Below are 13,498 nucleotides of genomic sequence, written 5' to 3' on the forward strand. Positions count from 1 at the left end.
TTCTAATTCTGTATCTGAAATGAAGCTGACAGGCCTCACTTTATTTTTTTATAAAAATCTGGATAACTTACTTTGTACTTGACGGGGGCGGCAGGGTAGCGTATCCATGTGGTAAATCCTCTTTTGTCTTCGTTCAACTCGATAACTCTAGCTCCTCGCCCTATCTTTCCATAACACTCAATACCGGATACTGAACCATAGGCCAAGGCTATATCTCTATATTCGCCGATAAAATTGTTATTATGGTCATGTCCACAGAATACGCCCATTACATCACCGGATTCTTTGAGCGCGGTAAACATACCTGAATTCATATCCGGCGAACATATGAGTTCCTCCTGTATTCCAATTGTAGAATTTTGGTAAAGAACATTGTTGTACTCGGGTAGAGGAATATGAATAAAAAGTAGAGAGGGTACGATCTTACCTAACTCCTGTTCGGACAGTACTGCCTGATGCTTAAACCATAAGATTTGATCACTCTTTATCCAATCATACTCACCCAAACTTTTGTCTTTCCTTAAACTGGTATGCGTATCCATAAAGTAAAGTTCATTCACGCGTTGCTTACCCTCGGAATCTAATATGGAGAGCACATAATTTCCATGTCCGGAAATATCAGAGGGACCGTTGACCGCCATACAGTAAGGCAAACCTGTGAGCTGATCCATAATCTCACGACCGGTCATCTCATACTCAATATCATGATTACCTAGAATAACGGCCCAAGGTGTGGTACTGGATTTCATCGAATCGGCGAGACATTTCCATGCTAGACTAGTATTCTGCGAACAGACGACATCACCACTTAAAACTACTAAGTCCGGCTTTTCTAAACGGATCACCTCTAAAGCTTGCATAACCGCCGTATCAGATCGCCTAGAATTGTATTGATAGTGAAAGTCGGTAAACTGGACAACCTTAAACTTTCTATCCTTATTAAATTTTAAAATAGGTGGAACGATATAATCAACACTATCTGAAGATAAGATACATTCGTAGATGTAATTATTGCCATCGACTTTTAGGGAAAGACCGAATGCAAAAGTGAATATTATAACAATAATTTTTCGCATTAGTAACTTGGATTTTGTTCTAATAATGGATTTAATTTAATCTGTTCGGTCGGTATTGGAAAAACACGCTTCTGTATGTCAGTACTGGTCTTGACACCCCACGGTTGTTCGAATTTACCAAAGCGTATCAGATCGTTTCGACGCCAACCTTCAAAGGCAAACTCGCGTGCTCGCTCATCCAAGATATCTTGAAGGTCGATGGATGAGTAACTAGACGCTTTTGACCTAGACCTAACCTTATTGAAAAGCTCTAGTGCAGTATGGCCCATCGTGGCCTGTCCTCCCCGTAATATGGACTCGGCTTTCATTAGTAAGATATCTGCATATCTAAAGATAGGTTGATCATTATTTTGATTTCTAGAGGTAGATGTAGGGTCGGCACGGAATTTATTGACTCGATAACCTATAGCCCTCCCCAACTCGTCATTGCCTGTCTCGAAAGTTTTAAGATCCCTAAAAAGGATATCAGGTGTAAATTCGAGGTGATAATCTATGGCCGTAGCACCATCAGCTCCAGTATAACTGTTGTCCATACCTTTCTTCGTGGTCTTTATGATGACAGGACTACCATCGCTATAATATTGCTTGCCAACAAGCCAAAATTTGTTCCGCACATCCTGTGGTTCTTTACTAAATAGTTCATAATACTTGGGCAGCGCCCGTAAACTACCGGAGGGTGTATAGGGCAATTGATAACTAGATCTTAAGCCTCCATGAAGCCAATACCGCGCTGGAATCTGCTCTGGATTATTTACCGGATCGCAAGGAATAGTAAAAATAAACTCCTTGATCTGTGGCCCGTTATCATAGTCAAACATTTTTAAGTAGTCGGCCTCTAAGTTGATGCTGCCAGATCGTTGAGATTCTTCAATCACCATATCACAAGCTAGGATGGCATCGTTGTATCTAGCAGTACCCGTATAAACTTCTGAATTTAAGTATAACTTGGCCAACAAGGAATAAGCCATCCATTTGGTGGGTTTGCTGTAGGTCTTGACACCAGTTTCTGATCTTAAGTTAGGTAAGGCTTCGAGTAGCTCCTGCTCAATAAAATCAAAAACATCGCTTCTCGAACTACGTCCAACTGGCTTGACGTTCGCTCCGAACTCGGTAACTAAGGGCACTCCTCCAAAGTCATCCATTAATAAATAGTAAAAATAAGCTCTCAAAGCACGCATCTCAGCGATAGTAATAGTTTTGAAAGAGTTCTCCTGAGCCTGCTGTAATAATGGAAGTAGACTGTTTATCTTACTTATGCCATTGTACCATGCTGTCCATACTTCTTTGATAAATCGCTGATCACCATTGGTCTGATGTAGGTGGTAATTTTGGTATCTACCGTCGTCATACCAATTGCCCCCATTAGCTGTCAAGATTGCACCATCTCCTGAAAGCTCCTGCATCAGTATATGATTGATAGTATAATACTTGTAATGCAAAAAGGTATAGGCTGCTCCCGAAATTGCCGTGAAGTCTTCTTGAGTAACAGGAAAATTATCGGGTGTAATCTCGGATTCTATAGGTACGTCGAGCTTAGTGCAGGAAGTTAGACCTAAACCAATTGCTACAACGAATGGTGTTATTTTCTTAAAATTTGTTCTCATCATAATGTGGCTATTTTAAATTAACATTAAGACCCAATATGAAGGATCTTGTCTTTGGATAAAAATTACTATCATCGATACCTGGTGCTATCCCCGCCATGGATATTTCCGGATCTATTCCTTTGTATCGAGTCCATACAAATGCATTATTAACCGTCAGGTAGAATTTTAAAAGCCCTATGTACCTCGCACTAATCCGAGGAGAATAGGATAGTGAAATGTTGTCAAGCCTGATGTAGCTGCCAGATTCAATGTATCGCGATGATGTGTAATTTGCTCTGGTATTCGTCGGTGACTCAGAAAGGGCTTCTTTGGAAACGTTAAATCTTAATATCTGTGAAGGATAGTTGAGATCGGCACGTGTCGCATTGAGTATATGATTGCCCGCGACCCCTCGAAGTAAGAAATCAATTCCCCATTGCTTATAACTCAAATTATTAGTCCATCCAAAAACCACCTTAGGCTGAGCATTTTCTGCAGTGACCTGTTTGTCCAGAGACGAAGGAGTAGTCGTCAAACCACCGTCTTTATCGTAAAACTGAGAAACTCCATCCGCATCTGCACCTCTATATATCCAAGTAGCAAATTGACCCACGGGATAACCTTCCTGAAGCCGAAAAGCTAAATTGCCTGACTGCCCATGCTTACCCACACCGTAGTAATCACTATAGTCAAGCTTGAATATTTCATTGGTCAATGAAGTGACTTTATTTCTATTAAATGCTGCATTGGCGGTACTACTCCATTGAAAAACGTCTCGAGCGAAAGGAATGGCAGTCAATGTAAATTCCCATCCTTTGTTTTGAATCTGTCCGACATTGGCCAAAAGGGTATTTACATAGTATTGCGTAGCAGGTACGGTGTAGCTCCAGATCAGGTCTTTCGTATTTTTCTTGTAGTATTCGACGGTACCGCTGAGCCTGTTATTAAACGCTGAGAAATCTATCCCAAAATTAGTGGTCTGTGTTCTCTCCCACTTTAAATCAGGATTTTCGTTCTGAGTCGGTGTAATACCCTTGATGTATTCGCCCTCGTTGTAAAATGAACCAGATGCACCATAGCGGATTACACTAATTAAAGGATCAAAGCCTAGTGAATTGCCACTCTCGCCATAGCCTACACGAAACTTCAATAGATTAATCCTAAATTGATCTTTGATAAAAGGTTCCTCAGATATCAACCAACCTGCGGAAACGGATGGAAACGTTCCCCATTTGTTATTACGGCCAAACGCCGATGAACCATCTCTTCTAAATGTCGCTTGTAAGAGATACTTATTATCATAATCATAATTGATCCGACCATAAAATGATATAAGTCGTAGGGTGTTCACTGATGTGCTGCCATAATCAGATTTATAACCATCCGAACCACTCCCTAGTCCCAGATTATTATAACCGACCTCATCGGTTATAAAATTAGTGTTGGAACTCTGAAAACCATCACCGGTCTTATCTTCTTGCCATGAATATCCCATGAGATATTCGGTATCATGCTTCTGAAAGTCTTGCTTATATTTAAAGTACGATTCTAGTAGCTTGCTGTTGCTCCCATATGACGAACGAATTGCCTCCCCGTTACTACCTTGCTTAAGCATAGATTTTTTGCCGTAATATATGCCTGTATGAGATTGTGAGCTTCTTATAGAGGTATTGAGCACATAATCTAGTCCATTTAAAATGTTCATCTGAGCACTAAAATTGCCCAATAAAGTTTTGTTCTTAACATGATTCCGGTGCTGTTTGATCAGGGCAACAGGATTCAGGGGAGCTACATCACGTTCGGCAAATTCGCCCAAGGAGTTGTAGATACCCCGAGTAGGCTGAAATACCAAGGCATTCCAAAGAACCTGATTCTGATCAATGAGCCTATCAGAATTGTCGGTACTTCCAGTGATATTGAAGTCTAATTTCAACCGGTCATCTAAAACGGACTGACGCAGTTTGCCATTAAGATTGAGACGTTCGTAGGAAGTTCCAATGATAATCCCCTGATTCTTATAATGTTCAACACTAGAAAAATAATTACTACTTTTACTACCACCGCTAATTGATAGATTGTTACGTACTGAACTCCCAATTTGCGTAATCTCATCCTGCCAATCTGTACTAACTCCATGATCATCATCAGGACTGATACTCAAATTATTATCTATAATGTATTTTCTATACTCGTCGGCTGATAACATATCTATTTTATTCGATATGCGTTCTATACCGAGTATCGAACTTAATGATACTATTTGCTTTCCCTCCGACCCTTTCTTGGTAGTGACTATAATCACACCATTAGCTCCTCTAGATCCATAGATGGCTGCGGCACTGGCATCTTTAAGGATATCTATCGAAGCTACGTCGTCAATCGGTGGCATCACCCCATTAGGGAGTCCATCAACCACAAGCAGTGGCTCTTGGGCAACTCCCGTTCGAAGCGTAGATACACCACGAAGAATGATAGATGCTCCACCATAAGGACTGCCGTCTTTTGTGATATTGAGTCCTGGAACTTTACCTTGCAGGGCTAAAATGGGGTCGCGTACACTACCCTTATTTAAATCTTTACCCTGTACGGTATTGATTGCCCCTGTAATCTCACGCCGTTTTTGGTCACCATATCCTATCACCACTATATCCTCTATATCAGAATTTTTCAAGGAAAGGACAATCACATTGTTCTTAGATTGACTGATGCTAACTGTTTTTGTATTGTATGACACATGAGAAAGTGTCAATGTCTCTCCTATCTTAGCACTAATAGCAAAGTATCCTTTGGAATCACTAATGACACTTTTCTCCTGACTGACAATATTCACGTCGGATACTGGCCCGCCCGCTTGATCCATTACGACACCTGTAATCTGTATCTGCGTCTTTGAAGAAGGATCGTCTAAAATTTTATCGTCTCTGGTAATTATTATATTCTGCTCTTTTATCGTATACCGAAGTTGTCTAGGAAGCAGTATCAAATCCAAAAATGCGGTCAATGGAAGTGCCTTAGTATTGACAGTGACCGGAGCTGTATTCGATAGTAAATCCGCTGGGCAAAGAATATTAAACTTTGTTTGCTTGCGAACTTCTCTAAAAACATATTCGATAGAACTATTAGACCTGTTCAGCGTAATTGTTTGGGCAATTGTGTGGGCACGGGCCTGAAGTAGACATAGGGCTACTAAACCTAAGATCATTTTCATAACCATAGCTTCCTTAAAATAGTTTCTTTTGATCCATTGTAGTATGGAATTCAGATTATTCATTATTTTTGTTTTACTAAGTATTTGGTTAAACGCTCAATTATTTGGTATTTATTACATCTGGGAAAGCGCCAACTTTTCCAGATGCTTATTATTAATTTTTTATTTCGTGATCTCTATCCTCCTTCCTTTTATCTTTATCTTTAAATCTTTATCAAGTACACGAATGATATCCAATATTTTATCGAACGAATCATAACGAGTGACTGTCCCCCAAACTCTCATTTTTTGCGCACTAGGACTTACTATAATTTCGTAATCATACCAGTTACTCATTTTTGCCATAAATTGACCTAGGTTTTCTTGATCAAAAACAAAAATGCCTTCTTTCCAAGCAAATATATCTTCGACGTTAACCGGTTTTATACCCGAAACAGAATCTGACATAAACCACTGACTACCAGGAATCAAAAAAACATCTTTCTCTCCTCTTTCATATATACGAACTGATCCCTCTAATAAAGTGACCATATGGCAACTTTCGTTGCTATAAGAGCGAACATTGAATTGCGTGCCTAAAACTTTTACAGTACTCACTTGGGTATGTACGAAGAATGGCTTATTGACGTCTTTAGCTACCTCAAAAATAGCCTCCCCATCGATTCGTACTTTTCTCTCGTTATTAGCAAATTTGGCAGGATATGTTATTTTGGAAGATGCATTGAGATGTACGATAGTACCGTCAGAGAGTTTTATTTTACATATAGTACCTTTAGGGGTCTCGATGACTAATTCTCTATGACTCATATCCGATGGTTTTGCGTAAATCTGCTGCCCATCGAAGTTTACTGTTGAATCTGTCATAGTAACTCCTTCAGATCCCTGTTTAAGCGTAAAGCTACCTTCACCGTCTATGTGTAGAATAGCTTCCCCAGTTATAGGCTTAATATTAGCTGCTTCGGATACATAAAGCTCTCTGCTTTGTAAACTCTCGAAATAAGAGGAATAAAAATATAAGTATATTGATGTAGTAATACAAAGAAACAAACTAGCGGCTAGTGCAATGTATTTTCGAACTCTGTAAGAACGAACATTCTTATAATTCGCTATTGCCAATGAAAGGCGCCTTTTGATACGTACTTTAGAGATACTTGCTTCCTTTTGGAACTGAATATATTTTTCAAAATCTTGGTCGCTACTCTTTGACAGGACTTCCTCTTCTAACTCTCTTAGTTTTGGATATGACCCGTAAAAATCTTCCAACTTGTTTCTAATTGTCGAATTATTACCTTCAGTGATTAACTTTAGCAGTAAAGATTTCCATCTATTTATTTTTTGCATATCTTGTGTCTTACCTAGAAAACACCGAGACGACGTCAATCTGACATTAAATAATTGTAAATCGTGTTAAGAAAATATTAATAAGAAATCGGTAGTGCAGCGTATCAGAATATTTAATTCTAATTAGCTGTATATATTAAGAATAACAAAATAATCAAATCATACTTGATCTTGCATTTCAAAAATTTCATAGCTCTTGATTTATGAGCATACACTGCTTCAATACTGATATTTAACTTTTTGCTCACTTCTTCGTACGTTAGATCCTCCATATATAGGAGATTAAATACCTTTCTTTGTATGTCTGGCATCTCATGAATTTTTCTATATAATGAAGTGAGGAGTTCTGCTTGTAAAATATTACTGAGTATATCGCTTTCACCATCCAATAAGACGCTTTCTAGATCTGTTATATTCTCTGATATGGGTTTTCTCTTTTGGTCCCTCAACTGATTAATACAAGCATTTCGTGTACAGACATACAGGTAAGACTTTGCCTCATGTACAAAATGGAAATGGTCGATCTTCTGCCAGAGCTTTAAAAAGGAGTCTAATACAATTTCCTCGGAGAGATCTATTCTTTTCAGATATTTAGTAGCAAAAAACAAAAGTGGATCGTACAATGAATTAAAGACTAAATCAAAATCTTTCTTGACTAAACGTAACGAATCCTCAGACTCAATATCTAATTTTCGATTCATCCAATTAGGATTAATAATGACCAAAGCTAAAAATAGCTTGTTATGGAAAGATGAACATATTGTTAAAAAAAGGTGCTTTGTTGACACGGCACGTTTAAAATGCATAATATCAACCTTTTCACTGACATAAACCCAGATCTAAGTAGCAAGCGAAGAAAAGTTTGACGCTTTTGGGTTGACCTCCCTGTACTACACGATTGGTAACAATATATCAGACAAAGAGTCGTCTGTCTATGTCAGTGAAAAGCCCACACAGGCGGAATACTTGAGATGCTCACGGGAACTCCCCTTTTATGCATTTATCGTTCACCAAGAACATAAGGTAAGATACATGATAATGTTGACTCCAGAAATCAATGGAACGAAAACTACGCTGTCGTATCATATTGTAAATCCTGAGAGTGGCAAGAGTCTAGATATGCCGTGCAGTGTATGGGGAGAGATTATTGAAAAGCACGCTGGCGAACTGACCCGACTCAAAATAGACGAGGCCTAGAATATAATCGACCTTCCGAACAATGGAAAGCTATTTTTGTTTGATGGGTTGCCTACAGCCCCTTCTTCTTGCAATAAGTAAACTCAAACAGCAAGCTGATGACGAAAATATGTAATTCATCACAGAAAACATACTGTCCGTCACATTTAATTTGAATAGATTAGACTTCTAATTATTCTTGTGTAAATATTTAGAAAACTAAACTAAAGGATAAAATTATGAAACAACGTTGGATAGAATTTTTCTTGATTACTACTGCATATCTGTTTATGCTTGTAGTGACAGCGAGCAATACCTTCGATAAAGTAGAGCAGATAGCCCTACAACTGCATTTATTTACGGGATACGTGATGATAAGTCTTTATCTATTGTATGTATACCCTACTTTCTTTTCTGCAGAAAAGATGAACAAATGGGTAATCTGGATTGGAATTATCTTTTTGATACAATCGTGTCTGCATTTTACAATACAATCCATCTATCGATTGCCTCCTCATAAACTGCCTCCTCCATTTGTCGTGGCAGGATTGCTGATGTTGACATTACTAATATACACGGGGATAAAAACGATTATTTCCCGATTAAACAGTCTATCAAAAAGCAACTCAATCGTCGCAAAAACGGTAAGGGATTTTTTAATATCTCTTGTGGTCGGGATGTTTCTCCTGATACCGATTGCTTTCCGTGTCAATGAATATGTATGTACACTGGCTGCATTTTCTATTCCTTTTTGCTATGTAGTATTTGCTTCACATAATTATTATCTTCTCCCCTATTTGGACGAGAATAAAAGTCCAAAAACTGTGGCTATAGTACTATCGGCTTTGATCAATATGATCTGCGTCTTAGTATTTTCTAGCTTGATGGAAATGGCATTAAAAAACTTCAGCTATAGCTATAATACTTTTGACGGATTTAATATTGTCTTTTGTATTACATTAGGTGTTTTACTGACATGGTATGTCCATATATTTTATAATCACGATAAGAAACAACGCTATCAGATCGTAGGATTACGGAAAGAACTGGGAAGGACGGCGGCGGACCTTAAACTATTACAGGCACAGATCAATCCGCACTTTCTCTTTAACGCGATGAATACACTATTTGGTTTGGCTCTCCAGGAAAATGCAGAAAAGACTGCTTCGGGGATCCAGAAACTTGGGGACATGATGCGATTTATGCTGCATGAAAATCAACAAGATACTATTCTGCTGGCTCGTGAAGTAGCGTATATAAAGGAGTATATAGAGCTACAGCAATTGCGAATAGCAAATCTGCCTAGCATCCAAATCTCGATCGATCTGCCCGACAATACGATGGAAAATCTGCAAATCGCCCCGATGTTGCTCATCCCATTTATTGAAAATGCATTCAAACATGGTATAAGCCTAAATAATCCTTCTTGGGTAAGAATCCAACTCTATGTAGAGGATAGCTCTGTTAAACTTAGTGTGTACAATAGTATACATGCTAGCCAAGCGACTGATATGGAACAGAACAAATCGGGAATCGGCCTAGATAATGTAAAAAGTAGGCTGAATATGGTCTACAATGGGCTACATGAGCTCCATATCGAGAAAACTAATTCTGAATTTTTTGTATTTTTAACGTTAAATCTCGATAACGACCAATAAGAATGATTAAAGCGATAGCAATTGATGATGAGCCCATTGCATTGGATATTATAAAGAATTACGCAGCCAAGGTTTCATTTTTGCAGTTGGATGCTACTTTTGTAAATGCTTTTGAAGCAATAGAGCATCTAAACAAAAATGAGGTAGACCTATTATTTTTGGACATTAGGATGCCAGATATATCGGGTATTGATTTTTACGATAGTTTGGTCCGCAAACCTATATTGGTCTTTACCACGGCCTATTCTGAACATGCAATAACGGGATTCGAGATGGAAGCTTTGGACTATCTGCTAAAACCATTTACATTCAGTAGATTTCTGAAAACGTGCAACAAGGCCTACGATACATTACAGTCTAAGCGAAAGACACCAACTCATATATATATCAAAGATAGCCACAATATCGTAAAACTGGATTTTGATGAAATACTATTTATTGAGGCTACGGGCAACTATATGAAATATGTATTGCAGACGACTGAAATTTTAGCACGGTCGACTATTAAAGAAGTCATGGAGCAGCTGCCTAGTGAGGTATTTCAACAGGTACATCGGTCTTTTATAGTTAATTTGGAGAAAATTTCAAAAATAGAACGTCATCAGCTATCAATAGCATCTCATGTAATTCCAGTAAGTGCTTCGTATGGCAATATAATCAGAAAAACTGTTCTGCTGTGATTATTTCATAGAATAGAAACTCTATGTCCCTTTCATTCAATCCTACCGCTTATTCCGCAACAGCTCATTGATTCCTGCAAGAGACATAGTGTTATGCTGTGATAAACCGTGAGATCTTTATCTTCGATGAGCTCCCTTCGATCGGTTCGACGGCCTCTACTCAAAGGTGCAGTTCTGTCTCTGAGAAGAATATGAAAGTGATAAAAACATCTAAATCATTAATCGTAAGATTGAATTAGAATTGACTACATGAAAAGCGGACAACCCGCCGTAAATGTTCTTATCGACCTGTATAATTTAAAGTTAGAACCAAATGCCACATTTGACTTCATCGGGGGAAAATAGTTGGTATAGCTTATAAATTGATCGTCAAATAAGTTTTAACTTTGGAAAATCATGAAAATTTTAGTCACAGGTTCGTCCGGACGTTTAGCTTCGGTTGTAGTAGATCATTTAAGAAGTCTCGGGCATAAAGTTATAGGTATAGATATAATCGCTCATCCAGCAACAGATGAACTGATTGATATTTTAGACATTGAGGCCGTAGAAAATATTACAAAAGGTGTAGATGCGATCGTACATACTGCTGCAATTCATGGCAAACATTATGATTTAAATTATCCTCGGAGCGTTTTTATCGATGTCAATATAAAAGGGACCCTCAATCTATTGAATGCTGCCGTGAAAAATGGTGTAAAGAAATTTATATACACCAGCACAACTTCGATCTATGGCTCGGCGATGAACGACGATACACAGGCTGTCTGGGTAGACGAGACGTTAAGAGAACAACCGAGAGATATTTATGATATCACTAAACAGTGTTGTGAGCAGTTGTGCAAAGACTTTTTTTACAAAGAAAAATTGGAGACCGCTGTACTGAGAGTAGCCCGTTTTTTACCTGAAGATGAAAACCTCACTATAAATCATAGATTATACCGTGGGCTTGACGAAAGAGACGGGGCACATGCTATTCAATTAGCTTTAATCCACAACTTTAAGGAGTTTGAGATATTTAATATTTCAAGCGGATCGCCCTTTAATGCAGAAGATCTTCATGAATTAAAATTTCATCCATTGGAGGTAATTTTAAAATATTATCCTGAGGCTAGGGGAATTTATAAAAGTAAAGGCTGGACATTTCCAAATTCTATAGACAGAGTATATAGATGTGATAAGGCTAGAAATGCTTTTGGCTATATTCCGAAGTACACCTTTGAGTTTCTTTTGAATAGTTAAGACAAAATAGTGGTCCCTGAGGTATGTAGGCAGTTCGTGGAAATGTGATGTATTTTGCAAACATACTTTGATAATACACGATAACCTTTTTTTGATTTTATGGAGCTATTGTTTCTTTCATCCTTATCCAGACGATAAGACCGGAAATAAACGTAATTATTCCAGCGATGTGAACAGCCCATTCCAATCCGAAGAAGCTCCCGACTATTCCTGCCATCAATGCACCGATAGCATAGCCCATATCTCGCCAAAAACGATAAACCCCTAAGGAAGAAGCCCGCCATATTGGGTGGGCGGTGTCGCTTACTGCGGCCAGCAAAGCAGGATAAACCATAGCTGTACCAATACCCAAAAGTACCGAACCAATCAAACCTGAAATTAAAGGTTCAAACCATTCAAAGCCGATAACAACGTGTCCCAAAACCTGCACGAACATTCCCCAAACAATCAAAGGCTTTCTGCCTATTTTGTCGGCTAATGGCCCGGTAACAATTTGTCCAACGCCCCAAACTACGGGATAAACAGCTTTAATCCAACCGACGCCTTCCAAACCTACTCCCATTGACATAAAAAGTAACGGAAATACACCCCAAGACATTCCGTCATTCAGATTGTTTATCAGTCCTGCTTGCGAAATAGAAAACAGGTTTTTGTTTTTGAATGAAGTCTCTTTGAACACCCACCATAAGTTTGGCTTGTGAGCCAGTCTATCTGATGCTATTTGTATGCCTTCTAATTGGGCAAACTTTCGGGTATCCCGAACCACAAAAATGGAAAGCAATAATCCAACAACGGTATAAGCGATTCCGATATAAAAAGGCTGTGGTCTTAGTCCGTAATGCGATGCTAAATAACCTGTCAGCAATGCGGTCAGCCCGACCGCTCCATAACCTGCGGCTTCGTTCAGTCCCATTGCTAAACCTCTACTTTTCTTACCCACTAAGTCAATTTTCATATTGACAGTCATAGACCAAGCTAATCCCTGACTTACTCCAAGCAATACATTGGCAAATAAAATCCAATTCCAAGATGGTGCAAAAGCTAAAAGAAATGGAACTGGTAGACCAATTAACCACCCCCAAATTAAAACTTTCTTACGGGTATATTTGTCTGCCAAAACACCAGAAATCAGGTTGGTAAAAGCCTTGACCACACCAAATGCAATGATGAATGAAAACACAACAATATCCGATTGGATATGAAATTCTTCTGTACCAATCAGAGGGACGACCGTTCTTTCCAAACCGACCATACCACCAACCATCATATTGACCAATACTAGAAGAGAAAACTGTTGCCAGTTTTCTTTCAATCCTAAGCGTATCTTTTCCTTTCTTTTAATCATTCTTTTTCTTCATATTTCAACTCATAATTGCCTACATGAATTTTACTTTGTTTGATTTTCTTATGGCTTAAAAAGTAGATTGATCGGCAAGTATGTACGTTGGATAGGTAATTCTTACCGAAGTATCAGACCTTTTTTGAATGATGTTATTTGTCCGCTTTTGGTTTCTACGATAGCGTTAGTTTAACA

General features: G+C 38.5%; 10 protein-coding genes. 4 read left to right on the top strand and 6 right to left on the bottom strand.

Annotated elements, in window-relative coordinates; all coding sequences use genetic code 11:
* Nucleotides 1-35: 35 nt before the first annotated feature.
* The 5 genes from G7B18_RS01330 to G7B18_RS01350 all read right to left on the bottom strand — a co-directional run bounded on the left by G7B18_RS01330 (nucleotide 36) and on the right by G7B18_RS01350 (nucleotide 7,912).
* Nucleotides 36-1,076 (bottom strand): metallophosphoesterase family protein, encoded by a 1,041-nt coding sequence (locus G7B18_RS01330; protein WP_164121930.1) that lies wholly within the window; start codon nucleotides 1,074-1,076, stop codon nucleotides 36-38.
* On the bottom strand, nucleotides 1,076-2,683 hold the full coding sequence (locus tag G7B18_RS01335) for a RagB/SusD family nutrient uptake outer membrane protein (protein ID WP_164121931.1): 1,608 nt from the start codon (nucleotides 2,681-2,683) through the stop codon (nucleotides 1,076-1,078). Before G7B18_RS01335 ends, G7B18_RS01330 begins: the two co-directional genes overlap by 1 nt.
* A 7-nt stretch (nucleotides 2,684-2,690) precedes the next feature.
* On the bottom strand, nucleotides 2,691-5,933 hold the full coding sequence (locus G7B18_RS01340) for a SusC/RagA family TonB-linked outer membrane protein (protein WP_164121932.1): 3,243 nt from the start codon (nucleotides 5,931-5,933) through the stop codon (nucleotides 2,691-2,693).
* 99 nt (nucleotides 5,934-6,032) lie between these two features.
* Nucleotides 6,033-7,211, bottom strand: coding sequence for a FecR family protein (locus tag G7B18_RS01345; protein WP_164121933.1), 1,179 nt, complete (start codon nucleotides 7,209-7,211; stop codon nucleotides 6,033-6,035).
* Nucleotides 7,212-7,330: 119 nt separating this feature from the next.
* Nucleotides 7,331-7,912 (bottom strand): RNA polymerase sigma factor, encoded by a 582-nt coding sequence (locus G7B18_RS01350; protein WP_164121934.1) that lies wholly within the window; start codon nucleotides 7,910-7,912, stop codon nucleotides 7,331-7,333.
* A gap of 337 nt (nucleotides 7,913-8,249) precedes the next feature.
* Here G7B18_RS01350 and G7B18_RS01355 point away from each other — a divergent pair, with 337 nt between their 5' ends.
* The 4 genes from G7B18_RS01355 to G7B18_RS01370 all read left to right on the top strand — a co-directional run bounded on the left by G7B18_RS01355 (nucleotide 8,250) and on the right by G7B18_RS01370 (nucleotide 11,964).
* On the top strand, nucleotides 8,250-8,408 hold the full coding sequence (locus G7B18_RS01355; RefSeq protein ID WP_164121935.1) for a hypothetical protein: 159 nt from the start codon (nucleotides 8,250-8,252) through the stop codon (nucleotides 8,406-8,408).
* A 218-nt stretch (nucleotides 8,409-8,626) separates the two neighbouring features.
* Nucleotides 8,627-10,045 carry a sensor histidine kinase gene (locus G7B18_RS01360; RefSeq protein ID WP_164121936.1) on the top strand — a complete coding sequence of 473 codons (1,419 nt, stop codon included), beginning with the start codon at nucleotides 8,627-8,629 and terminating at the stop codon, nucleotides 10,043-10,045.
* Nucleotides 10,046-10,047: 2 nt separating this feature from the next.
* Nucleotides 10,048-10,725: a LytR/AlgR family response regulator transcription factor gene (locus G7B18_RS01365; RefSeq protein ID WP_205601693.1), complete on the top strand. Its 678-nt coding sequence runs from the start codon at nucleotides 10,048-10,050 to the stop codon at nucleotides 10,723-10,725.
* A gap of 396 nt (nucleotides 10,726-11,121) precedes the next feature.
* The gene (locus G7B18_RS01370) at nucleotides 11,122-11,964 is read left to right on the top strand and encodes an NAD-dependent epimerase/dehydratase family protein (RefSeq protein ID WP_164110170.1); all 843 of its coding nucleotides are present in this window, start codon (nucleotides 11,122-11,124) and stop codon (nucleotides 11,962-11,964) included.
* Nucleotides 11,965-12,061: 97 nt separating this feature from the next.
* On the opposite strand, the gene G7B18_RS01375 is transcribed toward G7B18_RS01370, so the two are convergent.
* On the bottom strand, nucleotides 12,062-13,309 hold the full coding sequence (locus G7B18_RS01375) for an MFS transporter (protein WP_164121937.1): 1,248 nt from the start codon (nucleotides 13,307-13,309) through the stop codon (nucleotides 12,062-12,064).
* Nucleotides 13,310-13,498 lie beyond the last annotated feature (189 nt).

Source organism: Sphingobacterium sp. xlx-130, from assembly GCF_011007405.1.
Taxonomy (GTDB): Bacteria; Bacteroidota; Bacteroidia; order Sphingobacteriales; family Sphingobacteriaceae; genus Sphingobacterium; species Sphingobacterium luzhongxinii.